Origin of the sequence: Flavobacterium galactosi, assembly GCF_048158585.1 — a bacterium.
In the GTDB taxonomy this organism is placed as follows: Bacteria; Bacteroidota; Bacteroidia; order Flavobacteriales; family Flavobacteriaceae; genus Flavobacterium; species Flavobacterium galactosi.
The window spans coordinates 227,027-250,840 of record NZ_JBLNKV010000003.1 but is presented as its reverse complement, the minus strand read 5'-3'; the positions used below and the strand labels follow the sequence as shown (position 1 = coordinate 250,840).

Below are 23,814 nucleotides of genomic sequence, written 5' to 3'. Positions count from 1 at the left end.
ATTTCGTCTTGTATTATTTGAAGACGAAATTTATTTTAATTTTTTTCTAATTATTTCCAAGCGCAAATAATTCCTCCCATAATCATAAAGCATACTATCCAAAAACCGCCTGTAACTAGCGTGTATTTGAAGCTTCTTCTTTCGTATAAAGCGTTTGTGCCTATAACTGGTAACGCCAAAAACAGACCAGTCATAAAACCGTGTAATGCTCCGTGCTTGAAAGTCCTAAACGCTGATCCATAATCGGCCATGAAAATTTCGTAGGACGGTTTTGCGATGCTAGGATCTCCGCCAACCATTCCTAATGCACCAGTTTGATGTATTGTAACGAACTGAAGTACGAAGCTTATAAAAAAAGCGTATAGTAATGATATTCCAAATGTTAAGAGCATATTTCCTCCTTTCATTTTTTCTTCGGTCATGCCAGATTCTTTCATCCAAACTGTTCCAAAAACTTTTGGATTGTACCAAACAAATCCTACTACAAGTGTGGACAAAGCAGCAACAAAAAGTGCTAAAAAATTCATTTCCATAAAATTGATTTTTAAAGGTTAGTGAATCAAATTTAGTGAATTATTATTTAACAAATAATTTGTATTTTTTGTAGGATATAACTCTATAAACAATACAAAACAGTGCGTTTTGTCGATTTTATTTGCGAGTTACTCTTATTGTATGTAGATTTAGATAAATAAAAAGCAAAAAACTTTAAGTTATGAAAAATCTAACTACTCTATTTTTAACCGTTTTGTTTTCCTTTTCCATGTTGGCTAATGTTTCTCTTTCAGAGAAAGATGCACTTGTAAAATTATATCAAGCAACAAATGGAAATCAATGGACTGTAAAATGGGATTTATCATCACCAGTTTCTACTTGGTACGGAGTTAAGTTGCAAGGTGAGAAAGTGGTTTCAATAAATTTGGCTGATAATAATTTAAATGGTGAAATTCCATCTGATATTGTCAACTTAGTTAGCCTGCAAGAATTGAATTTGCACAAAAATTACCTTTCTGGAAAAATTCCATCTGATATTGGAAACTTAAAAAACTTGAAAGTGTTAAACCTTTCGTTTAATAATTTATCAGGGACAATACCTTCCTCTGTTTGTCAAATGAATAATTTAAAAGACTTAGAGTTATATATGAATATGCTTTCAGGTGAATTGCCTGCACAAATTGGGGCTTTAAAACAATTAGAAGTTCTATCATTATATAACAACGAAATAACTGGACAAATTCCGACTTCGCTTTATGATGTGAAAACAATAAAAATTTTACTTCTAAGTAGTAATAAATTTATTGGGGTGCTAAGTCGTGATGTGGTAAATATGTCCTCTCTTGAAAATCTTAGTTTATTTGACAATAAAATGAATGGTCAAGTGCCATTTGAATTAGAAAAATTGAATAAGCTTAAAGAAATGAATATTTCTTATAATATGTTTAATGGACTAGTATCTAAAGATTTAGCAGTTTTGGATACCTTGAATATGACAATGATAAATGATAGAGGTGTTGCCGTTTTATTAGATGTAACTTCTAATAAAAATACAGCTATAGTTTCTGAAGATTAGTATTTGAAATAAATATGAGGTTTAGTTTTTTTTTAAATAAGTTTAATTTAATAAGTTTAGTTAGAAAAACCTGTGTAGCTTTTTGCTTCACAGGTTTTTTTGTACCAATAAATCAGATTAAGTTGTGGGAAATAAAAAGCTTCTGATTTCTGTGAAGCTTTTCTGACGGTCTCACCCGCATAAACTGCTAACTGATATTTTTTTATAATAATAAAAGCCTTATTTAGGACAGTTCTTTTTGGTCAATCTCATACCAGTTCGAGTATCAAGGAAGCTTACGAGTTTGTCAACATTGTCTTGATTCCAACTGGATAGTTTGGTTGTGGGAGCATATCATCACATAAAACCCAACTGTTTTTACAAATTGAAGTTTGGTCTAAAGTTTCGTATTTTTCTGGCCAAGTATACGCGAAATTTAATCAAATTTTTCGATTTGATTGTCTTTTATTCATTCATTTGCATCTCTGCAAAGAATTGTTAATCTCCCATCTGATTCAAATTATTTATTTTTTATTGATAAATAATCCGCACTATTATCAATTGAAATCTTAGAGTTTTCGTTCGAAGCATTCTTAATCCAAGAAAGAAAGACCTGTTCCTGTACTAAGTTCTAAAAGACTCCAATTGGTTTAGAGTTTACAAGGGTTCGTGGTAAGGTAAGATGCTAATTGGTTCTAATATATATATATAGGTATAATCGTACTAACCACAATTAATTATAGCAAAGTAGGACTATAAAGAGAATCTGTTTTGCAGTTAATATCAATGCTACCTTAAATTTTTTCCATAAAAAAACTCCAGATTTCTCTGAAGTTTTTCTAGTAGCGGGAACTGGACTCGAACCAGTGACCTTCGGGTTATGAGCCCGACGAGCTGCCTACTGCTCTATCCCGCGATGTGCGTTTGTAATTTCAATAAAATTATTAGTAGCGGGAACTGGACTCGAACCAGTGACCTTCGGGTTATGAGCCCGACGAGCTGCCTACTGCTCTATCCCGCGTTGTTTCGGGTGCAAATATACGACGAAATATGTTACTTTCAACAAAAAATTAAAAAAATGTTTTATTTCGTCTATTGGCTTGATATGTCTACCTTTGCAAAATAAATTATAATAAAAATGTCACATAAAGCAGGTTTTGTAAACATCATAGGGAATCCAAATGTTGGGAAATCAACATTAATGAATGCCTTTGTTGGAGAAAGATTGTCAATAATCACGTCAAAAGCACAAACAACACGTCATAGAATTCTGGGAATTGTAAACGGAGAAGATTTTCAAATGATCTTATCGGATACACCTGGAATCATCAAACCAGCATACGAAATGCAGGAATCGATGATGAATTTCGTTAAGTCCGCTTTTGAAGATGCTGATGTTCTGATTTATATGGTTGAAATTGGAGAACAAGAGTTGAAAGACGAAGCGTTTTTTAATAAAATAATCCATGCCAAAATCCCTGTTTTATTGTTGTTGAATAAAATTGACAATTCAAATCAGGCGCAACTGGAAGAACAAGTGGCTTTCTGGACTGCGAAAGTTCCCAATGCAGAAATTTTTCCAATATCGGCATTACAGAATTTTAATGTGCCGGAAGTTTTTGGAAGAATCATCGAATTGTTGCCGGAATCTCCTGCATATTATCCAAAAGATCAATTGACGGATAAACCGGAACGTTTCTTTGTTAATGAGACAATCCGTGAAAAAATCTTGTTGAATTACAGTAAAGAAATTCCATACGCAGTAGAAATTGTTACTGAAGAGTTTTTTGAGGATGAAAACATCATTAGAATCCGTTCTTTGATTATGGTGGAGCGTGAAACCCAAAAAGGAATCATTATAGGTCATAAAGGTGCCGCTTTGAAGAAAGTAGGAATGGAGTCTCGTGTTGATTTAGAAAAATTCTTTGGAAAACAAATTCATATTGAGTTGTACGTGAAAGTGAATAAAAACTGGAGAAGCAACGCGAATATGTTGAAGCGTTTTGGGTACAACCAATAAGAGTTGATTTGTTTATTCGATTATTTGTTTAATCGTTTGAAAATAAAAGCTATTTGATCTGGAAATGCCCTAGCCCTGATAGTAGCGGCATCCTTTTTCTGGCTTTTTAGACAGGAAAAGATACAGCGGATAGCAGGAAAAAGCTCCTTAAAACTTTAAAGTTGAAAGCTTAAACAAAAAGCATACCTTTGCAAAATATTTGAAATTAGGATTATGAATAACATTGTTGCCATTGTAGGAAGGCCAAACGTAGGAAAATCGACGCTTTTTAATCGATTGATACAAAGAAGAGAAGCGATTGTAGATTCAGTTTCGGGTGTGACCCGTGATAGAAACTACGGAAAAAGCGAATGGAACGGAAAGGAATTTTCTGTAATTGATACAGGCGGTTACGTGCGTGGGTCGGATGACGTTTTTGAAGGTGAAATACGTAAACAAGTAGAACTTGCTATAGATGAGGCTGATGTTATCATTTTTGTAGTTGATGTGGAAGAAGGTATTACACCAATGGATGACGCTGTTGCGAGATTATTGCGTAAAGTGACGAAACCGGTTTTACTTGCTGTAAATAAGGTGGATAATGCGATGCGTGAGAAAGATGCGATTGAGTTTTACAACCTTGGTTTAGGTGAATATTATACGTTTGCCAGTATTTCTGGAAGTGGAACAGGGGATTTATTGGATGCGTTGATAGATGCTTTTCCTGTTAAACCTGAACCAACCCAGGAAGAAGTTGTGTTGCCTCGTTTTGCAGTTGTAGGGCGTCCTAATGCTGGAAAATCAAGCTTTATCAATGCGTTGATTGGTAAAGACAGATATATAGTTACTGATATTGCGGGAACTACCCGTGATTCTATTGATACAAAATTTGACCGTTTTGGTTTCGAATTTAACTTGGTTGATACGGCAGGAATCCGTCGTAAAGCGAAAGTAAAGGAAGATTTAGAGTTTTATTCGGTAATGCGTTCCGTTCGTGCAATTGAGCATGCTGATATTTGTATTTTGATTATTGATGCCACCCGTGGTTTTGAAGGTCAGGATCAAAGTATTTTTTGGTTGGCTGAGAAAAACCGTAAAGGAGTTGTAATTTTAGTGAACAAATGGGATTTGGTCGAAAAAGAAACGATGTCAACTCGTGATTATGAAGCTAAAATCAGAGAAGAATTAATGCCATTTACCGATGTGCCTATTCTTTTTGTTTCTGCATTAACGAAACAACGTTTATTGAAAGCATTGGAAGCTACTGTAAAGGTTTTTGAAAACAGACAACAACGTATTGCGACTTCAAAATTCAACGAATTTATGTTGAAAGTGATTGAAGCATACCCACCACCAGCGACAAAAGGGAAGTATGTAAAAATTAAATATTGCATGCAGTTGCCAACACCAACACCACAATTTGTGTTTTTTGCCAATATGCCACAATATGTAAAAGAACCTTACAAACGTTATCTGGAAAATAAAATTAGAGAAAACTGGGACTTTTCAGGAGTGCCAATTGATATTTATATCAGAGAGAAATAAGAAAAAATCCCGAGTAATCGGGATTTTTTTGTAAATAGCTATTATAAATATTACTGTTTTTCTTCTTCTTCTTCTAAAGTTTCCATTGGATGGTCACCGTACCAATCTTTAAAAGTTCTTACCGTTTTGTAATCATCATGTAGAACGGTGTATACCATAAACAAGATTAATGGTATACCAATGCAATACAGGGTCATTATTACCGGTAAAGTAACGTTAGTTTGACATAAACCGGCAAATACAAAAGCATAAATGGTGGTAAACCACACGAGTTTGATTGCAAAATTTTTCATAGCTATATCTTTTATTAAAGTTACGCCATAAAAGTTAAATTATTAGTTAATTAGCTCATAATCAATATTTAAATATTTATTAATACTGATTGATTAATTTTTTTGTTATTGTGGTTTTTCGTCCAATCAAATGTAGCCTATATAGTTTTAACCTTTTTTTGTAATCTTAGTTTGTGGAAAATACTAAATCGGATAATGTCTCTATTAAAGTAATCTACTCCGTTGGCCCTTTGTTGAAAACTGTTTAAATATCCAAGTTCTACAGCGAAATTTTTATTGATCCCGTATTGTATCGCTCCATAAATTCTATTTTGATCAAAGGTGTTTTTGATTATTTTTTTACCGAAATTAATCATTATTTCATCGGATACTATAGCTTTTAAAAACTGGTTTTCTTTTTTCCAAAAAGTATAATCACCTTGAATACGATATCTAAATCTCCAAGTAAAAGTAGTTCCGGATAATAATTCTTGTTTACTGGCATTGTGAATAAATCGTTCTTCCAGTTGAAAACGCTGATTGAAAGTGATTTTGTCCACCTCTTGTTTCCAAGTAATATCTTGTTGTCCTCTATATTCGGGGATGTTAAAATCGTAATTTAGTTCAGGTTCTTGCGTAGCGACAGAGAAATGGACAAAACCAATTCCTGTTTCTAAGTGGTCATTGATTTTATAGCGCCCTTGCACGCGTATGACATATAAATTTTCGGTAACAGGTTTTAGAAAAACCCTATTATCAAATTCAGAATTTAAGGACCATTTGTTGTTTAATATCAATTGGTTATTATAGCGTGTCCAAAGGATGCTTTGATGGTCTATATTTTTTTCGGTTTGAGCTCGGGATATAAAGCCGACTAAGAAAAAGAAAAGTATTTTAGTTATTTTCATGAAGGTTCATTCAATTTTTGGCAAATTTACATAAACTCTATAAAAATGATGGGATAGATTAAACCTTTTATTCATTTTAGTATCTTATCATTTTATCTAAATAAAGTTTACATGTCTAAGTTCTACTCCTTTTTACTTTTTTTGCTTTTTTGTTTTTCTGCTAATGCTCAGGATGAGTTTACTATTAAAGGAACTGTGCTCGATGTTACTACCCAGATTCCTTTAGAGGCAGCAACAGTTTATTTTTCTAATGTAAAAGATTCTACAGTATTAGAATATGCTACTACTGATAAAAATGGTCTTTTTAAAATTATGACCAAGAAATACGATAAACCAGTTTTTTTGAAAGTTTCCTACATGGGATACCAGAGTTATGTTGAGGAACAAAAAGAGATTGCTGAGAATAAAGATTTTGGTAAAGTCTATTTATTAGAAAGTGTAAATGCATTAGCTGGTGTAGTTATAAAAAGTGAAGCTCCTCCCATTCGTGTAAAAAAAGATACATTAGAGTTTAATGCCAATTCTTTTAAGGTACGCCCAGATGCCAATGTAGAAGCCTTATTAAAACAATTGCCCGGTTTTGAAGTGGATAGTGATGGTAAAATTACTGTAAACGGTAAAGAAGTGACCCAGTTTTTGGTAAACGGGAAAACTTTTTTTGATAGAGATGGGGCAATGGCTTTGAAAAACTTGCCAGCTGAAATCATTAATAAAGTTCAGGTTTCTGATTTTAAAACCAAAAAAGAAGAATTGTCTAAACAAGAATCAACTTCAGATTATTCGAGTATCAATTTGACTATAGATGAGAAGAAAAACAAAGGGTTCTTTGGTAAATTCTTGGGTGGCTATGGTACGGATGATCGTTATGAGGGCAGTTTTGTGATGAACTTTTTTAATAATAAACAAAAAATAAGTGTTTTAGCTTCCTCAAATAACATCAATTCTACCGGTTTTTCAATGGATGAGGTATTTGATAGTATGGGTGGTGGAAGAAACACTAGAGGAGGAGGCAGTGGGGCTTCAGGAAGCGGTAAGGGAATTACCCAATCTAATTCGGCCGGATTCAATTATACTGATGAATGGTACAAAGGTTTTGATGCTACTGCAGGTTATTCTTTTTCGAATACAGTTACCGAAAATGAAAGTAAGTCGAAACAAACCAATTTCTTGCCTACGGGTAACTTCTCCACCGAATCGGAGTCGAAATCAAGAGATGAGAATACTGGAAATAAAGTAAACTTGGAGTTTGAATATAAAATTAATCCAACGACACGAATTGCTTTTATGCCAAAAGTGAATCTGTCAAATTCTAATAGTAATTCTAGTGCTGAAAGTTTATCCAGAGGTGAAGATGAAGAACTTTTAAACGAAAGCATATCAAAATCATATAGAGAAAATAAATCAACTAATTTTGGGAACACAATAAATTTCAATAAGTCTTTCCAAAAAAAGTCTCGTAATTTAAGTTTTGTTTTCACTAATAATAATACCAGTAGTGGCTCAGATGCTTTAACGGAATCTAAAACTATTTTTTATCAAAATGGTCAATCTGATGATGAGAGAAATCAAAAGAGTAAAAATGAAAACACCTATGATTCCTATTCGGCTGATATTGAATATACAGAGCCGATAACCGATTCTATACGAGTTCGTTTTGGTTCTGATTTTGGATGGACGAAGGAGATTAAAGATTTGAAAACATTCGATTTTGAGGATAATTCTCAATCGTATTCTGTTTTAAATGAGTCCTTGTCTAATTTTATTACTTCCGGTCAAAATTCCATTAGTCCAAAAGTAGGCATCACTTTAGAAAAAAATAAATTTACGTTTAATTTGAATTCCAGTACTTCCATTATTGATTTCAATAATCATTCACTATACTTAAATAAAGCAACCGATTTGAATAAAAAATATGTGCTGCCTTATGGAAGAGCGCAAGTCAGATACAAGTTGGATCGTTCAAAATTTATTACTTTGCGATATGATTATTCAAATAGTCTGCCTTCTTCCAGTCAATTACTGGCGGTAGAAAATTTAGCTAATCCTTTGAATACGATAATAGGAAATCCTAATTTGAATCCTAATGAAAAACATAGTGCCAATATCAATTTTAGGAATTTTGATTTCCGTACCCGTTCTGGTTATAGTTTGTTTGTAAGGGGAGATTATAATAATAGTGAAGTGGTTTCCATTTCGGTATACGATGCCAGTAGAAAAAGGACTACGACTTATGAGAATATTTCTGGAACATACACTACTGCTATAGGAGGAAATTGGAATCAAACGATAAAAAAAGAAGCACATGCGTTCCGATATGGGATTGGTTTAAACAGTAGTTATTCTTTGGATAAAGGCTTTACCAATGGCGTTTTGTATAGTGCTAAATCATTGGGGATTACACCAAGGGTATATGTAAATTATGATTATGGAGAATTGTTGACTATAGCTCCATCATATAGTTTATCTTATAATGAGTCGAAATATTCAAATTATGTAACCAATGGAAGCTCTAATGTGGTACACCGAATTAATTTACAAACTACCAGTTACTGGCCTAAAAACTGGATTTTTGGAAATGATTTCGGATATACCTATAATTCCAGAATTGCAAGTGGTTTTAAGAAAGATTTTTATTTATGGAACACCAGTTTATCTTACAGCTTCTTTGATAAAAACATGATTGCGAAAGTAAAAGTATATGACGTTCTGAATCAAAATCAGAGTTTTTCCAGAACAATTTCGGCTACTACAATTCGTGATGAAGAAAATACAATTTTAAAACGATATGCCATGTTTTCGCTAACCTATAAAATTCAAGATTTTTCAGGTATGAAAAAGCTTCCAAGAGGAGAAAATAGAGGGCAAGGAGGATCAGGAGAAGGAAGAGAAGGTAGAGGAGGAATGGGAGAAGGAAGAGGAGATTTAATGGGGAATTAAAAAAAAGCGGTTGTTAATTCACAACCGCTTTTTTTTGCTATATATTGTCCCGTCCTGAAATAGAGATATCATTAAATAACGGATAGAAAAACTTAACTATAATGAATAACGAAGGGTAATTCCATAAGTTCTTTGGTCTCCTAATACACCAGCATATTGTCCGGCATTACCACCCGCAGGTAATAATTGTTCAAAATAATCCTTATTCAATAGGTTGCGTCCCCATAAGTAAACGGATAAACCTTCTGAAGCTCGGAAACCGATACGACCATTAAGTAGCGCATAAGAATCAACTACTAGATACTTAGAAGGAGACGCACTCGAAGAAAATGAAGAGCGATAGTAAGTGTCTAAGGCTAAGAAAAACTTCCCTACATTACCAAATAATTTACCCGAATCAGAGATTTCACCTCCTAATGATCCTGCCCATTTTGAGATACCAGGAAGTACACCACCCGAAATATCCTTAGCATATATCGCATTATTATTTGCATCTTTTAATCCGGTTTCTTCCAGAGGCAGTGGTGCGTTCTTGAAAGAAACATATTTACCATCAGTGTAAGATACGGCACCGGTGAACGATAGATATTTGTTGACAGTAACACTAGCATCAAGCTCAGCACCACGTACACGTACCTTTTCTGCGTTAGCAAGATAACCACGGTTTAGACTCACATCAGGACTTTGAACCAGCGTTTGAAAGTTTTTGATGTTTGTGTTATAAAGAGTAACATTCAGTATAGTACGGTCAAAAGGGGAGGTTTTTACTCCAACTTCAAAATGATTTACTTGTTCTGGTTTTATTTCAGCAAGTGCTAGTATCGGACCATTAGCATCAGTAGGTATTCCACCTACATTAACACCTACAGGTTTATAACTTCTCGCATACGTTGCAAAAGTATTGACACGGTCTGAGGCTTTGTAAGCCAATGTTAAATTTCCAGAAAAGTTGGTGTCGTCTACATCCACTTTGAAAGCCTGATTAGAATAAACCTTCTTTTTCAAGGCAAGTAAAGCTGGATCGGTTGTTTGAAGGCCTCCGTAAGTTTCTCTACTGTAGTCCAATTTTTTCTTGTCATAATTATATCTTAGGCCAGGCAGTAAGTGAAGACCTTCAGTGATTTCCCAATCAAGTTGACCAAATAGTGCCCCACTGAATGTGTTTAGTGTGTTTTTGGTTTTGATTCCGTATCCATTTAAAAGACCAGGTGTCTGCCATAATGAGTAGCCATTAGAATCGTTTGGTGTATCTTGAGAAAAACGCCACTGAGCGGATCCAGCTTCTTCAATTTGGATAGGATCTGCTTTAAGTTCTTGTCCGATGGCGAATACGCCAATTACACCACTTAATCTACGGGAGAAATCTCCTGCATAGCGAACCTCTTGAGACCATTGTTGGTGTTTTGATGTGGCTTGCGATAGTTTAAGTACTTGAAGACCTGTAAAATCTCTATCATTGGATGGATCCCAATTCCAATAACGCCATGCTGAGGTTGAAGTAAGCGTTCCTTCTCCAATTTTAGTTTCTACATTTAGTGATATACCTCCTAAATCCTGTCCGGAACGCCAAGGAGTATCGTGGTCGATCTTACGGTCGAATGCATTCTGACTTGGAAGACTATAGTTTAAATCAGCAATAATCTGATTAAATTGTCGATAAGCGGCACGTTTTGTTGGGGCAACACCAGCAATAACTTGCGCATATCCATCGGGACGTTGACGCGAAAAATCAGCAGCTAATGTAATATCTGTATTTTCTGTTGGTTTATAAAGTAGCTGTCCTCTAACTCCTTGATTATTCAAATCGTTCACCCATTTTCCTGTTGCTACATTTTCTATCAGACCGTCACGTTGCGTTCCTGAAAAAGATAATCTTCCGGCAAGCTTTTTACTTAAAGCACCTGTGATAGAAGCTTTAGCCTGAAGGAATCCGTAATTTCCAAAGCTAACCTCAAAGTTGGCACCTGAAGTAAAACTAGGTTTGCGAGTGGTTACGTTAAAGGCACCCGCAGTCGTATTTTTACCAAACAATGTACCTTGTGGTCCACGCAATACCTCAATTCGATCGATGTCAATAAAGTCTAATGTTGTAGCAGCAGGACGGGCGTAGTAAACACCATCTACATAAAAACCCACACCCGGATCAATACCATCGTTAGTAAGTCCAAAAGTAGAACCCAGACCTCGAATGTTAATGGTTGTATTTCTTGGATTTGATGAATACAATTGAACTGATGGAACTAGTTCCTTCAAACGGTTAACGTTGAAAGCTCCAGCTTCCTCGGCCTGTTTTCCACTCACAACAGAAATTGGAATGGGAACGTTTTGTGCTTTTTCAATTCTGCGTCTGGATGTGATGACCACTTCAATAAGTTGATTTTCCTCCGAAAGGATTATTTCTAAGGGTGTATCTTGTAGTTCAGTAATTGTAACTTCTTTAGATTTATATCCCACATATTGTATAATAAGCGAAAAAGGAAGTTTTCCTTGGGTGTCAATTGTGAACTTGCCGCTGGAATCCGCAGTAGTACTATATTTAGTGCCTTTTAATACCACATTAGCACCTTCTAAGGATGATTTTTGACTATTTGTAACCACTCCAGTAACCGCGGTTTGTGCAAAAGATGGAGAGAATATGAATAGTAATAATAGCGTTGTAATTATTTTTGTGTAAATAGTTTTCATTATATGTTTATTATATGTAATTAGTAGAGTTTAAATTAAATTTTTTTTACTAGCACATACACATCATTTGATTACTCTTTTCTTTACTTGCAATTACTTGTTTATTTCCTAGTTGTTCATTTAAAATAACGAACGTTCTTAAATACGTTTTCATACGTTTGAAATTGGATTATTAATTATGCGTTAAATTCAATGCAAATATATAATTAATTCTATAAAAATAGTAGAGTTTAAAAAATATTTTTTTATTTTTTAACTAATGAGGAAATTGTAATGCCTTGCATAGCCTTTAAAGTTTCGTCTCGAATAGTCATTAATCCGTGTCTTAATAGGCACTCAGACTCATTTGTGCAGTCGGAGCAGGGCTCGTAAAAATTTAATGAAGCACATGGAAGTAATGCAATTGCACCATCAAATAATCGATGAATATCAGCTAAGGTAATTTCATTTTTGGATTTTAAAAGATAATAGCCGCCAAATTTACCTTGTTTGCTCCCTACAAAATGGCCACGTTTTAAATCCAATAAAATCTGTTCCAAAAACTTTTTTGGAATATTGGCTGCTTCAGCAATTTCAATAGTTCTTGAAATGTGATTTTCGTCTTGTTGCGCTAAAAAAAGTAATGCCTTGAGAGCATATTTGGCTTTATGTGAAAGCATTTTTAATGTGTTTTATAATTGTAACTTTTAAATTAGATGCAATTTCAAATTTATAAAATGAAAGTAAAACAAACATAAACTATTTTAATTTATAATTTTATAAATAATGCTGATTTTTGAATGTCGAATTCTATTTTGAAAGTATTATTTATTAGCTAAACAGAATGATTTTAAATCTACCAATCTCCACCTGATCCACCGCCTGAGAAACCTCCGCCACCAAATCCACCACCGAAACCTCCGCCGCCGCCGGAAGAACCTCCAAAGCCTCCACCGCCACTGCTTCTGCCTAGGCTACTAAGGATGAGAACATCAAGTAAACTAGGTCCGCCACCTCTGTTACCAGAATTCCCACCTCCACCTTTATTTCTTGAAATTAGCACAAGAATAATAATGACAATAACTATAATTGGCATAATTGGAAAACCTTTCTCTTTTCCTTTGATTTGTTTTCGTTCTCCTTTATATTTCCCCTTAAAAACATCAATTATAGCATCGGTCCCTTTATCAAGACCTCTATAATAATTTCCGGTTTTAAATTCTGGAATAATAATGTTTCTGGTAATTTCTCCGCCAATTCCCGCCGTTAAGCGATCTTCAAGTCCGTAACCCGGTGAAATCCATATTTTTCTTTCGGCTTTAGCCAATAAAATAAGGACCCCGTTATCGTCTTTTGTAGTTCCACCGATGCCCCAAGTTTGTGCCCATTTGGGAGTAAGAATGCCAATGTCTTCGCCTTTTAGGCTTTCAATGGTAATAATCACAATTTGGGTTGTGGTCGAATCAGAATATTTAATAAGTTTTTCTTCCAGCTGCGCTTTTTCAGTTGCGCTTAAAACAGTTGCATAATCATAAACTGAAGTCTGAAAACTTGGTTTTTCAGGAATCGTAAATTGAGCAAAACTAAATTGTGTAAATAAAAAACAAACAAATAGCTTTAGGGCAATTAGGGTATTCTTTTTTTGTAATAGCATTATCCTCTAGATATTTCGTTTGATAATTCATTCGTATCGCCTTCTTGCCAAGGGAAATGTTTTTGCAATTGTTCACCGGCTCTAGCAATTCCATCGATAAGTCCTTGCTTAAAATCTCCTTTTTTGAACTCAGCCACCATGATATCACGAGTGCAATTCCAAAAATCATCTTGAACCACATCATTAATACCTTTGTCACCACAAATTACAAAATGTCTATCTTCTACAGCTAAGTAAATTAAAACGCCGTTTTGAAGTTCAGTTTCATCCATTTTCAGTTCATGAAAAACTTCCATTGCGCGATCATAAGCATCAATAGAAGTTGTTTTTTCTATATGAACTCTAATCTCACCAGAAGTATTTTTTTCGGCCATGCGAATAGCTTCAACAATTGCTTGCTCATCTTCTTTGGTTAAAAAATCTTCTACTTTAGACATTGAAATATTTTTTGAGTTAAGATTAGCGATTTTTGATTTCAAAATTGTTAAATCTGAAATCAAAAATCGTAATTTTTAAAGGTTGTTTCTTCAATTTAAATTTGATTTATTTTGACTTCTAAAAATCTAAGAAGTCTAATAATCTAACTTTAGAATTTTACTTCAACGGGTTTGTCTGCACCTTCAACAGCATTAAAATATGCTTTTTCTTTGAAACCAAACATTCCTGCAAATAAACTATTTGGAAAGGTTTTTATATGAGAATTATAAGGTTTAACAGCTTCATTGAAACGGGTTCTAGCCGTTAGAATTTGGTTTTCTGTACTGGCCAATTCGTCTTGTAATTTTAAGAAATTTTGGTTGGCTTTCAATTCAGGATACGCTTCAACGGTTACTAATAATCTTGATAAAGAGCTGCTTACACCGCTTTGTGCTTTGTTGAATTCAGCTAATTGTTCTGGAGTAATATTTGCGGGGTCAATTTTTACGGAAGTGGCTTTTGCTCTAGCTTCAATAACGGCTGTCAAAGTTGATTTTTCAAAATCAGCAGCTCCTTTTACAGTATTTACTAAATTCCCAATAAGGTCATTTCTTCTTTGGTAAGCCGTTTGTACATCTCCCCACGATTGTTCTACCGTTTGATTCAGAGTTACTGCGGTATTGTTAATTCCTTTAACCCAGCTGTAAATTCCAATAATTACAACTACTGCGATAATCCAAGGTAAAAATTTTTTAAAATCCATTTTTTGTTTAATTTAAAGTTTAGTGTTTAATTGTTATATAAAATCTGCAATCAACAGTTATAGTTGATTTTTAATATTTGTTAATTGTGTTCGTATGGTTTCCAGTTTTCGAATAATTTCAAATTTATCCAATGTTTTCTTCTGACCTTCTTTTAAATGTGTTTTGGCACCTTCCAGTGTAAAACCTCTTTCTTTCACTAAATGGAAGATGAGTTGTAGATTAGTCACATCTTCGGGAGTGAACATGCGATTGCCTTTGGCATTCTTTTTCGGCTTCAGAATATCAAATTCATTGTCCCAAAAACGAATCAGTGAGGCATTCACGTCAAATGCTTTGGCCACTTCGCCAATGCTGTAATACCTTTTATCTTTAGAAAGTTCAATATGCATATTGTTTTTATTTGACTTTTTATTTTTTCTGAATGCTGAATCCTTTAGGTATTAGTCTAATGACTGATTTTCTTGGTTAGCCAATTTTGAAATGGCAACATACTCAATCGCTGAAATATTTCCATAATAAAAATTTAATGGATTCACGACATTCCCATCTTTGTGCACCTCATAATGCAAGTGCGGTCCTTCGGATCTTCCTGTGCTGCCCACATATCCTATAACATCGCCGCGTTTTACGTGTTGTCCAGCCCGGACTTTATATTTACTTAAATGTCCATATAAGGTTTCATAACCGTAACCGTGCTTAATTACGATATGATTTCCGTAACCTGATGCCGTATTATCCGCCTTGGCTATTACGCCATCTCCCGTAGCATAAATGGGAGTTCCAGTATTTGCAGAGAAATCCATTCCTTTATGCATTTTTCTCGCTTTCGTAAATGGATCCGTTCGATATCCAAAACCAGATGCCAATTGTTTCAAATTCTCATTCCTTACGGGCTGAATAGCTGGAATCGCTGACAATAATTTATTTTTTGCTTTTGCTAAGTCCAAAATAATATCCAGTGATTTTGACTGAATCGCTAATTCTTTGCTAAGCACATCAACCCTTTTTGTCGTGTTGATTACCAGTTGGGAATTGTCATAACCTTCTAATGCTTTATACCGATTGATATCACGAAAACCTGATTTTCGTACCGAGTCAGGAATCGCAGAGGTATTGAAATAAACCCGGTATAAATTATTATCCCTATCTTCAATGTCTTCAACAACACCATCAACTTGATCCATTTTCTTGTTCAAAATAGAAAAATTCAACTTCAAATTGTCAATTTCACGCGCTTGTAAACGATCTTTTGGCGTTTCAAAATACGGAGTGTTCAATAAAACTATAAAACATAAAAATCCAAACAAGGCCGATGCTATTAAAAATAAGGCTACAACACCAAATTTCTTTCTTTTTCTTACTTTTATTTTTCGGTATGCTAGATTTTCGGAATCGTAATAATATTTTACTTTCGCCATATTTTAAAATACCCTATTTTTGCACCTTTGTAAAAGGTTAGTCGAACAAATTTAATAAATGTTTCATTCGTTCCCCCCTTTTTTAAGGAATAAATATAATAATGTGCCTATTCCAGCTATTCGTTGCAAGTTCTAGTCTTGAAATCTTTTTTTCTATTGAGCCAGCAGGGGCTTCCTCCGGTCGCTCTGCCATCTCAAGAAAAAATAAATTTCAAAGCCACGAAGCTTTTCACTATAAACACGAAGTGTTCAGTGAACTCCGATGAAAATAAGAGCGTGTGAGATAATCTGGGGGCAAAATAACAATAATATAATTCAAATATTTAAAGATAGTTTTAGGTTTAACAAACTTTTAAACTTTAGACTTTAAACAAATTTTAGTAAATGAAATCACAAGACGTACGTAAACAATTTCTGGATTTTTTCGCATCAAAAGGACACTTAATCGTTCCATCAGCACCCATAGTTCTAAAAGACGATCCAACCCTGATGTTCAACAACTCGGGAATGGCACAGTTCAAAGAATATTTTCTTGGGAACGCCACGCCAAAAAGCAATAGAATTGCCGATACGCAAAAATGTCTTCGTGTTTCAGGAAAACATAATGACTTAGAAGATGTAGGTTTTGATACGTACCACCACACCATGTTTGAAATGCTTGGGAACTGGTCTTTCGGTGATTATTTCAAAAAAGAAGCCATCAACTGGGCTTGGGAACTTTTGACCGAAGTCTATAAAATCCCAAAAGAAAATCTATACGTTTCTGTATTTGAAGGAAACCCGGAAGAAAACGTACCATTCGATCAGGAAGCTTGGGATATTTGGAAAGGATTGATTGACGAAGACCGAATCATTCTTGGAAACAAAAAAGATAATTTCTGGGAAATGGGCGACCAAGGACCTTGTGGACCGTGTTCTGAAATTCATGTTGATTTACGCCCGGAAGAAGATAAATTAAAAGTTTCCGGAAAAAGCTTAGTAAACAATGACCATCCGCAAGTAGTGGAAATCTGGAACAACGTATTCATGGAGTTCAACCGTAAAGCCGATGGTTCTTTAGAAAAACTTCCTGCACAACATGTTGACACCGGAATGGGATTTGAGCGTTTGTGTATGGCATTACAAGGAAAAACTTCCAATTATGATACCGATGTGTTTACGCCACTTATTGAAAAAGTAGAGCAAATTACAGGATTAAAATACACGACCAATGATGTCATTCTGAACGATAGTGAAGAATCTCAAGAGCAAAATAAAACCAATATCGCTATTCGAGTAGTGGTAGATCACGTTCGTGCGGTAGCTTTTGCTATTGCTGACGGGCAATTGCCATCAAACACAGGTGCTGGTTATGTTATTCGTAGAATTTTGCGTCGTGCGATTCGTTACGGATTTACGTTCTTGAATATAAAAGAGCCATTTATCAATCAATTGGTAGCAGTTTTGGCGGATCAAATGGGCGAATTTTTTCCAGAAATCAAATCGCAACAACAATTGGTTACCAATGTGATTCGGGAAGAAGAAGCATCGTTCTTAAGAACGTTAGACCAAGGATTACAATTACTGGAAAATGTGGTTGCCGAAACGAAAGGGCCAACCGTTTCTGGTACTAAAGCATTTGAATTATACGATACTTTCGGATTTCCAATTGACTTAACCGCATTGATTCTTAGAGAAAAAGGATTCGAACTGGACGAAGCTGGTTTTAACGTTGCTATGCAAGCTCAAAAAGCTCGTTCCAGAGCTGCATCAGAAGTTTCCACTGAAGATTGGTCCGTGTTGATCCCAGGAAATGTTGAAACATTTGTAGGTTACGATCAATCAGAAAGTGACGTAAAAATCACTCGTATCCGTAAAATTGACAGTAAAAAAGACGGAGTTTTATACCAAATCGTTTTAGATAACACGCCATTCTATCCAGAAGGTGGAGGTCAAGTGGGTGATAAAGGAACTTTGGTTTCTGCAAATGAAACGATTGAAATCATCGATACCAAAAAAGAAAACAACCTGATTTTACATTTTGCAAAAAAATTGCCAGAAAATGTAAACGCCAGTTTTGTTGCTAAAGTGAATCAGGATTTGAGAAGTTTGTCTTCCAGAAATCACTCGGCTACACACTTAATGCACCAAGCGTTGAGAAGTATTCTTGGAACACACGTAGAACAAAAAGGTTCGTTGGTAAACCCAAATTATTTGCGTTTTGACTTTTCTCATTTTGCTAAAATGACGGAAACCGAATTGCAACAAGTAGAGGATTTTGTAAACGCAAGAATCCAAGAGCAATTGCCATTAATTGAAAGAAGAAATATTCCAGTTCAACAAGCTTTAGAAGAAGGCGCAATGGCCTTGTTTGGTGAAAAATACGGAGATAATGTACGTGCCATAAAATTTGGTAAAAGCATGGAATTATGCGGAGGAATACACGTGAAAAACACGGCTGAAATCTGGCATTTCAAAATCGTTTCAGAAGGAGCGGTTGCTGCGGGAATTCGTCGTATCGAAGCCATTACAAGTGATGCCGTTAAAGCACATTTTGCATCGTATGAAAATACATTGAATGAAGTAAAAAATGCATTAAAAAATCCTCAGGATATTTTGAAAGCTGTTCATTCGATGCAAGAAGAAAATGCCAAATTGGCCAAACAAATTGAGGCTTTGGTGAAAAACAAAGTTAAAATTTTGAAAGCGGGTTTAACAGCTGAAATTGAGGAAATAAACGGCATACAATTCCTCGCAAAACAAGTGGATTTAAATCCGGAAGGAGCAAAAGATTTGGCGTATGAATTAGGAAATTTAGGGAATAACGTATTTCTAGTTTTGGCTACAGCCGACGAAGAAAAACCAATGTTAACCTGTTATATTTCTAAAGAATTAGTTGCTGATAAAAACCTAAATGCTGGACAAGTAGTTCGTGAATTGGGGAAATTTATCCAAGGAGGCGGCGGAGGACAACCGTTTTTTGCAACAGCCGGAGGAAAGAACACAGCTGGAATTCAGCAAGCTTTGGAAAAAGCGATTGAGTTTGTAAAGTAAAACAAATTTAGTTTTTATACTAGAAACCCTTTTAGAGCATTCGTTCTAAAAGGGTTTGTTTTTTGCTCAATTTACTATAGTTATATACTCTTTATGTAGTGTTATGGGGAAGTTAAAAATAGTAGTTTAACCGAAATATAGGGATTGTAACGATGAATATTGTAGCTTTTGTTTTATTTTTTTAGGTTTGATTTATATAGAACGAAAAGGTTTGATAAGGGGCTATGGAATTTATTTAGTATTATGAAAAAAACAAAAAATATATTTTGTGTCCTATCGATTTTTTTATTGACTCTTTGTTCGTGTTCAAATGATAAAGACGATAGCATAAAATTGTTAAAAAAAATAGTTGCTACTTCCGCAGATGGAATTTTCGCAACAACTTTGTTTACTTATAATGGCAATAAAATTGTAAGTATTGATGGCATTCAGAAACATGTTGATTTTACTTATACGGATGGTTTAATTTCAAAAACAGTAACGTTAAACAAAATAAATCAACTTCTCGAAACTATAGAATATACTTATGTTGCCGGTGAATTGATACGTACAAAGTCTCCAAATAATTATATAATAAATTACATTCATAATTCAGATAAAACTATTTCCTATGAAAAACTAGCCATTAATTCAGCGTATAAGGAAGTGAAAATGTATCATGGAATTTTATATTTCCAAAACGAAAATTTCATCAAAGATGAAAGAATATTAGACAATGCAGCAGTAGGAGTTACTTCTAGTTACAGTATAAGTTTTGATTATGATTCTAAACACAATCCATTGTTTAATGTATTGGGATATAAAAAAATATTGGATTATAATGAAGCAATTTCATCGAATAATAGTTTGATAAGTACAGTGATTATAAGTACTACCAAAGACGAGCAAATAGCCTCTTCCGCTAAATTTTATAAAAGTTCTTTTACATACGATTTAGAGAATTATCCAACGGAGCAGGTTTCGGAAACAGCACTTTTTGCGAATGGAAATAGAGGGTATCAGAAAACAGAATATTTCTATTAATAAAATCATAAGTTTATAGAAACTGGTTAACCCTTTCATCGTTTAAAACGTTGGAAGGGTTTTTTAATTTAAAATATACATGATGAATGAAAAAAGAGTTAAACCCTATTTAATTCACTAAAATTATTCAAATTTGTAGTAAATAAAATAACAATGCAATTCAGAACTCCAATCCCTATTTCTAAAAGTAATTATCCTTTAGATTACAATTCTAAAATTGTGTCTTTGGGTTCTTGTTTTGCAGAAAACATGGGTGAAAAATTCAATTATTTTAAATTCGAAAATACCATAAATCCTTTCGGAATAATTTTCAATCCGGTTTCTATTGAAAAAATCATTTATAAAGCTATAAACACAGAATTATTCACCGAAGAAGATATTTTTTTCTATAACGAACTTTGGCACTGTTTTGATGTGCATTCAGATTTGAATAATGCTAATTCAGTCGAATTAATAAATAATTTGAATGCGATTGTCAAATCAATGAAGCAACAAATAACCGAATCAACGCATATCATCATCACTTATGGAACCTCGTGGATATATCGAAATATAGAAAGCGATTCTATTGTTGCGAATTGCCATAAAGTTCCACAAAAACAGTTTAAGAAAGAATTACTTTCGGTTGAAGAGAGTAAAGAAAGTATTGCAAATACTATTAAATTAATCCTTTCAGTTAATCCTTGTTGCAGTATTATTTTCACGGTTTCACCAGTACGACACATTAAAGATGGTTTTGTCGAAAATCAATGGAGTAAAGCCAACTTGGTTTCGGCTGTTCACAGTGTTCTGAATACGGAACACTATAAACGGCAAACTGAATACTTTCCTTCATACGAAATCATGATGGATGAACTTCGTGATTATCGGTTTTATGCGGAAGACATGTTGCATCCCAATCAAGTGGCAATCGATTATATTTGGAAGCGTTTCAAGGAAACTACCATTTCAGAAACTGTTTTTTCTACAATGGAAGAAGTTGAAAGTATTCAAAAAAGTCTTTCACACAAGCCTTTTAATCCTGATTCAAAAAGTCATTTGAAGTTCGAAACCAAACTCAGAGAAAAAATCACTAAATTGGAAACTCAATATTCATTCATGAAATTTTAATTATGCTTAGAAGAATACTTATTGGAATAGGAGTTATTGTCGGAATATTTTTATTATTCAAATTTTGTGATTTTAAGAAAAACGATGATGAAGACATCAGTTACAACACCAATCTCATTCAGCAACAAATTGTAAACGTAGGGAAATTGGTAGTTACCGAAGGGCATTTCTCAGAGGTGATAACCTATAAAAATCAACAAAAATACTTGTTGGATATGCTTTCTTTCGAGAAAAAAGCATTAGTTATTGTCAATGCCGATGTAACAGTTGCGTATGATTTGCACAAAATGAAGTATGACATCGATGAAAAAAACAAAACTATCACGATTATTAGTATTCCAAAAGAAGAGATAAAAATAAGTCCAGATATTCAGTTCTATAACGTGGAACAAAGTAAACTGAACCCTTTTACAGGCGACGATTACAATAAAATCAATAAGTCAGTTAAAGCGAATTTAGCCAAGAAAATAGCTAAATCGTCATTGAAAACGAATGCTCAAAATCGCCTAATTAGCGAATTATCCAAAATACTGATTCTAACCAATACAATGGGTTGGAAATTACAGTATGAGGGAAAAGTAATTGAGAGCGAGAAAGATTTTGGTCAGCAAATAAAATTGTAATTTTTTTTGTCAGGTTGAGCGAAGTCGAAACCATTTTCATGTGGTATTAAAGCATAAACAATAATCTCGACTGCGCTCGATTTGACAAAATTAATTTAGTATAAAAACCTAAGCTTTCTCTTTATCAAAAATCAAATCCAAACCGCCAGCAATCAAATGCGCTACTTCGGGTCTTTTTTCTTTTAATTTTTTAAGATAAGCGATAACTTCCTGTAACAGTTGCGGTTTGTTTCTGTCTCTCAAAAGTTCCGTGATTTCAACGGCTAACAGCCAGTCATTTGGATGATTGGTATGTAATTTATCAAAAATTGGCGCTAAAGAAGTTTGCATGTCTTTGGATTCCCTGATCATTCGAATCGTTTGGTACAAAACCTCTAAATCATCACGTTCCGCAGTATGTTTCGCCTTGATGGTTTTACTTGTCGGTACATGCGAAATCAGATCAAAACTATTCACATCAGCAGGGCCTGAAAAAGCCGAAATCACCTTTTTTCCTATCGCCATATCGTAATTGCCCCATTCCGGTTGAAACAAAACAGTTTCTCTATGAGTTACGGTACAGTTTTTTAAACTGATTAAAATAATCTCGCCATGCAGGTTTCTGGAGCCAGTTATAATTTCTCCTTTTACCGTAATGTTACCTTCAAATTCTAAGGTTACACTTTTGTTTTCAGTGATAGAATAGGCACTTAAGTCTCTTGGACTCATGTCTTCAATTGCGAGATTTATACCTTTTAGTTTGCCAATAGGACTTCCAAAACCTTCGGGATGTTTAATTGTTCCATGGCCTACTAGTTCTTTTTCTCTATACGATAAGGCAGTTTTTCCTGTAGTTTGGATATAAACGGGTTTTCCTTCTTCTTCAATAACATTGGTAAACACACCCGAAATCTGAATTCCGGTACTCAGTTCAATAGTTCCTAGAGCATTGGAATGAATCAATTTATTAATTCCCGATAATCCTCCGGTACGCAATGCCATTTTATTGGCAAACTCTTCCAAAACCAAGCTTAAATACCCAAAATCTGGGGTGACGTAAAGTTGCGGTTGCAGTTTTGTAATGTCAAAACTCTGATTGGCTGCTGATATATCGTAAGGGATTTTCTTCACATTATCCGTCATGCACCAAGCACTTTCTCCAATTGACGAAAGCAGTCCGGCGCCATAAATTTTCGGGTTGTCGAGAGTTCCTATCAAACCATATTCTACGGTCCACCAATGTAGGTTTCTAATTTGTGCCATCTCCGATAATTCACCCATATTGTTTTGCAAATCCTCCACCGCTTTTTCGGCAGCATTAATATCAGCTTGCGGAGTATCTTCGGCTTCTTTCAAGATAGAAAGCAGTCGGATGGCTTCGTACATTTGGTAATCTTTATTCGAAGAAATCGCTTTGCAGCCTATTTCCCCAAAACGACGCAGGTATTCCGCATATTCCGGATTGGCAATAATGGGCGCATGACCGGCACCTTCGTGAATAATATCCGGTGCTGGCGTGTATTCTATATGTTCGAGTTGACGAATATCAGAAGCAATTACGAGTACATTATACGCTTGAAATTCCATGAAAGCATTTGGTGGAATAAATCCGTCCACTGCCACCGCAGCCCAACCTATTTCGGTCAGAATGCGGTTCATACCATACATACTAGGAATGTGGTCAATTTCAATTCCTGTTTTTTTCAATCCTTCGAGGTACGAACTATGAGCCACTTTCGAAAGGTAATTCACATTTTTACGCATCACATATCGCCAAACCGCTTGATTTATAGGTGTGTAATCGCTATAGTCTTGAGGCTTAATAAATTGCTTTAAGTGCTTTGGCAATCGGTCTAATAACGGATTACTTTCAATAGTTGAGTTCATTTCGAAATCGTTGTAGTTACGTTGCAAAAGTA

The 23,814-nt window shown here is 34.5% G+C and carries 19 protein-coding genes and 2 tRNA genes; 8 read left to right on the top strand and 13 right to left on the bottom strand.

Annotation, left to right across the window (positions count from 1 at the left end; genetic code table 11):
• Positions 1-50: 50 nt before the first annotated feature.
• Entirely contained in the window at positions 51-533 is a 483-nt protein-coding gene (locus tag ACM55M_RS07845; protein ID WP_416849204.1) for a DUF1761 domain-containing protein, read from the bottom strand.
• 182 nt (positions 534-715) lie between these two features.
• Between ACM55M_RS07845 and ACM55M_RS07840 the strand changes: the two genes are divergently transcribed.
• Positions 716-1,570 (top strand): leucine-rich repeat domain-containing protein, encoded by an 855-nt coding sequence (locus ACM55M_RS07840; RefSeq protein ID WP_416856999.1) that lies wholly within the window; start codon positions 716-718, stop codon positions 1,568-1,570.
• An 822-nt stretch (positions 1,571-2,392) separates the two neighbouring features.
• Here ACM55M_RS07840 and ACM55M_RS07835 read toward each other — a convergent pair.
• Positions 2,393-2,465: transfer RNA gene (locus ACM55M_RS07835), tRNA-Met, on the bottom strand.
• Between the two features lie 32 nt (positions 2,466-2,497).
• Positions 2,498-2,570 (bottom strand) — tRNA-Met (locus tag ACM55M_RS07830).
• Positions 2,571-2,687: 117 nt separating this feature from the next.
• Between ACM55M_RS07830 and era the strand changes: the two genes are divergently transcribed.
• Together era and der are read left to right on the top strand one after the other, a co-directional pair.
• Complete coding sequence (era, locus tag ACM55M_RS07825; protein ID WP_416856998.1) at positions 2,688-3,569, top strand: GTPase Era; 882 nt, start codon at positions 2,688-2,690, stop codon at positions 3,567-3,569.
• A gap of 213 nt (positions 3,570-3,782) precedes the next feature.
• Positions 3,783-5,093 carry a ribosome biogenesis GTPase Der gene (gene der, locus ACM55M_RS07820; protein WP_416856997.1) on the top strand — a complete coding sequence of 437 codons (1,311 nt, stop codon included), beginning with the start codon at positions 3,783-3,785 and terminating at the stop codon, positions 5,091-5,093.
• Positions 5,094-5,143: 50 nt separating this feature from the next.
• Here the strand turns inward: der and ACM55M_RS07815 are convergent, their stop codons facing one another.
• Together ACM55M_RS07815 and ACM55M_RS07810 are read right to left on the bottom strand one after the other, a co-directional pair.
• Positions 5,144-5,386, bottom strand: a complete 243-nt coding sequence (locus ACM55M_RS07815; RefSeq protein ID WP_416856996.1) for a hypothetical protein — start codon at positions 5,384-5,386, stop codon at positions 5,144-5,146.
• Between the two features lie 137 nt (positions 5,387-5,523).
• The gene (locus ACM55M_RS07810; protein ID WP_416856995.1) at positions 5,524-6,273 is read right to left on the bottom strand and encodes a DUF2490 domain-containing protein; all 750 of its coding nucleotides are present in this window, start codon (positions 6,271-6,273) and stop codon (positions 5,524-5,526) included.
• Positions 6,274-6,384: 111 nt separating this feature from the next.
• Between ACM55M_RS07810 and ACM55M_RS07805 the strand changes: the two genes are divergently transcribed.
• Positions 6,385-9,210, top strand: coding sequence for an outer membrane beta-barrel protein (locus tag ACM55M_RS07805; protein WP_416856994.1), 2,826 nt, complete (start codon positions 6,385-6,387; stop codon positions 9,208-9,210).
• A gap of 96 nt (positions 9,211-9,306) precedes the next feature.
• Here ACM55M_RS07805 and ACM55M_RS07800 read toward each other — a convergent pair whose 3' ends face one another.
• The 7 genes from ACM55M_RS07800 to ACM55M_RS07770 all read right to left on the bottom strand — a co-directional run bounded on the left by ACM55M_RS07800 (position 9,307) and on the right by ACM55M_RS07770 (position 16,127).
• The gene (locus ACM55M_RS07800; RefSeq protein WP_416856993.1) at positions 9,307-11,895 is read right to left on the bottom strand and encodes a TonB-dependent receptor; all 2,589 of its coding nucleotides are present in this window, start codon (positions 11,893-11,895) and stop codon (positions 9,307-9,309) included.
• A 245-nt stretch (positions 11,896-12,140) separates the two neighbouring features.
• Complete coding sequence (locus ACM55M_RS07795) at positions 12,141-12,554, bottom strand: RrF2 family transcriptional regulator (RefSeq protein ID WP_416856992.1); 414 nt, start codon at positions 12,552-12,554, stop codon at positions 12,141-12,143.
• Between the two features lie 176 nt (positions 12,555-12,730).
• Complete coding sequence (locus tag ACM55M_RS07790; protein WP_416856991.1) at positions 12,731-13,528, bottom strand: TPM domain-containing protein; 798 nt, start codon at positions 13,526-13,528, stop codon at positions 12,731-12,733.
• On the bottom strand, positions 13,528-13,965 hold the full coding sequence (locus ACM55M_RS07785; RefSeq protein WP_416857257.1) for a TPM domain-containing protein: 438 nt from the start codon (positions 13,963-13,965) through the stop codon (positions 13,528-13,530). Before ACM55M_RS07785 ends, ACM55M_RS07790 begins: the two co-directional genes overlap by 1 nt.
• 149 nt (positions 13,966-14,114) lie before the next feature.
• Positions 14,115-14,708 carry a LemA family protein gene (locus ACM55M_RS07780; RefSeq protein ID WP_416856990.1) on the bottom strand — a complete coding sequence of 198 codons (594 nt, stop codon included), beginning with the start codon at positions 14,706-14,708 and terminating at the stop codon, positions 14,115-14,117.
• A 57-nt stretch (positions 14,709-14,765) separates the two neighbouring features.
• Positions 14,766-15,098 carry a MerR family transcriptional regulator gene (locus ACM55M_RS07775; protein WP_035670311.1) on the bottom strand — a complete coding sequence of 111 codons (333 nt, stop codon included), beginning with the start codon at positions 15,096-15,098 and terminating at the stop codon, positions 14,766-14,768.
• Positions 15,099-15,149: 51 nt separating this feature from the next.
• Complete coding sequence (locus tag ACM55M_RS07770; protein WP_416856989.1) at positions 15,150-16,127, bottom strand: M23 family metallopeptidase; 978 nt, start codon at positions 16,125-16,127, stop codon at positions 15,150-15,152.
• Positions 16,128-16,511: 384 nt separating this feature from the next.
• On the opposite strand from ACM55M_RS07770, the gene alaS reads away from it, so the two are divergent.
• The 4 genes from alaS to ACM55M_RS07750 all read left to right on the top strand — a co-directional run bounded on the left by alaS (position 16,512) and on the right by ACM55M_RS07750 (position 21,916).
• Positions 16,512-19,160 carry an alanine--tRNA ligase gene (gene alaS / locus ACM55M_RS07765; protein WP_416856988.1) on the top strand — a complete coding sequence of 883 codons (2,649 nt, stop codon included), beginning with the start codon at positions 16,512-16,514 and terminating at the stop codon, positions 19,158-19,160.
• A gap of 333 nt (positions 19,161-19,493) precedes the next feature.
• Positions 19,494-20,183: a hypothetical protein gene (locus ACM55M_RS07760; RefSeq protein WP_416856987.1), complete on the top strand. Its 690-nt coding sequence runs from the start codon at positions 19,494-19,496 to the stop codon at positions 20,181-20,183.
• A gap of 153 nt (positions 20,184-20,336) precedes the next feature.
• Positions 20,337-21,293, top strand: a complete 957-nt coding sequence (locus ACM55M_RS07755; protein ID WP_416856986.1) for a GSCFA domain-containing protein — start codon at positions 20,337-20,339, stop codon at positions 21,291-21,293.
• A gap of 2 nt (positions 21,294-21,295) precedes the next feature.
• Positions 21,296-21,916, top strand: a complete 621-nt coding sequence (locus ACM55M_RS07750; RefSeq protein ID WP_416856985.1) for a DUF4230 domain-containing protein — start codon at positions 21,296-21,298, stop codon at positions 21,914-21,916.
• Positions 21,917-22,024: 108 nt separating this feature from the next.
• Here ACM55M_RS07750 and ACM55M_RS07745 read toward each other — a convergent pair whose 3' ends face one another.
• Complete coding sequence (locus tag ACM55M_RS07745; RefSeq protein ID WP_416856984.1) at positions 22,025-23,782, bottom strand: aromatic amino acid hydroxylase; 1,758 nt, start codon at positions 23,780-23,782, stop codon at positions 22,025-22,027.
• Positions 23,783-23,814: the final 32 nt, after the last annotated feature.